Below are 315 nucleotides of genomic sequence, written 5' to 3' on the forward strand. Positions count from 1 at the left end.
GTCTCGCAGACCATGAAACAACAGTATGGCTGTTATCTCGGAGAATATGGTGCATCCGGGAGGATTCGAACCTCCGACCGCTCGGTTCGTAGCCGAGTACTCTATCCAGCTGAGCTACGGATGCATCGGGATTTACTGCTGTACTACTTGATACTTCGTCCCGTTTCGAAAACGACAGGAAGTAAAAGATGGTGCATCCGGGAGGATTACTCGGCTGCGCCTCACCCTTCGGGCCGTTGCTAACGCAACGTTATCCTCCCTGGTGCTTGCGATTGTCTCGCAGACCATGAAACAACAGTATGGCTGTTATCTCGG

Annotated in this window: 1 tRNA gene; it reads right to left on the bottom strand. The window is 52.4% G+C overall.

Features of this window, described 5'->3' with window-relative positions:
• Positions 1–47 precede the first annotated feature (47 nt).
• Positions 48–124, bottom strand: a tRNA-Arg gene (locus M8014_RS00075).
• Between the last annotated feature and the right edge of the window lie 191 nt (positions 125–315).

Origin of the sequence: Silvania hatchlandensis (genome assembly GCF_025564065.1) — a bacterium.
In the GTDB taxonomy this organism is placed as follows: domain Bacteria; phylum Pseudomonadota; class Gammaproteobacteria; order Enterobacterales; family Enterobacteriaceae; genus Enterobacter; species Enterobacter hatchlandensis.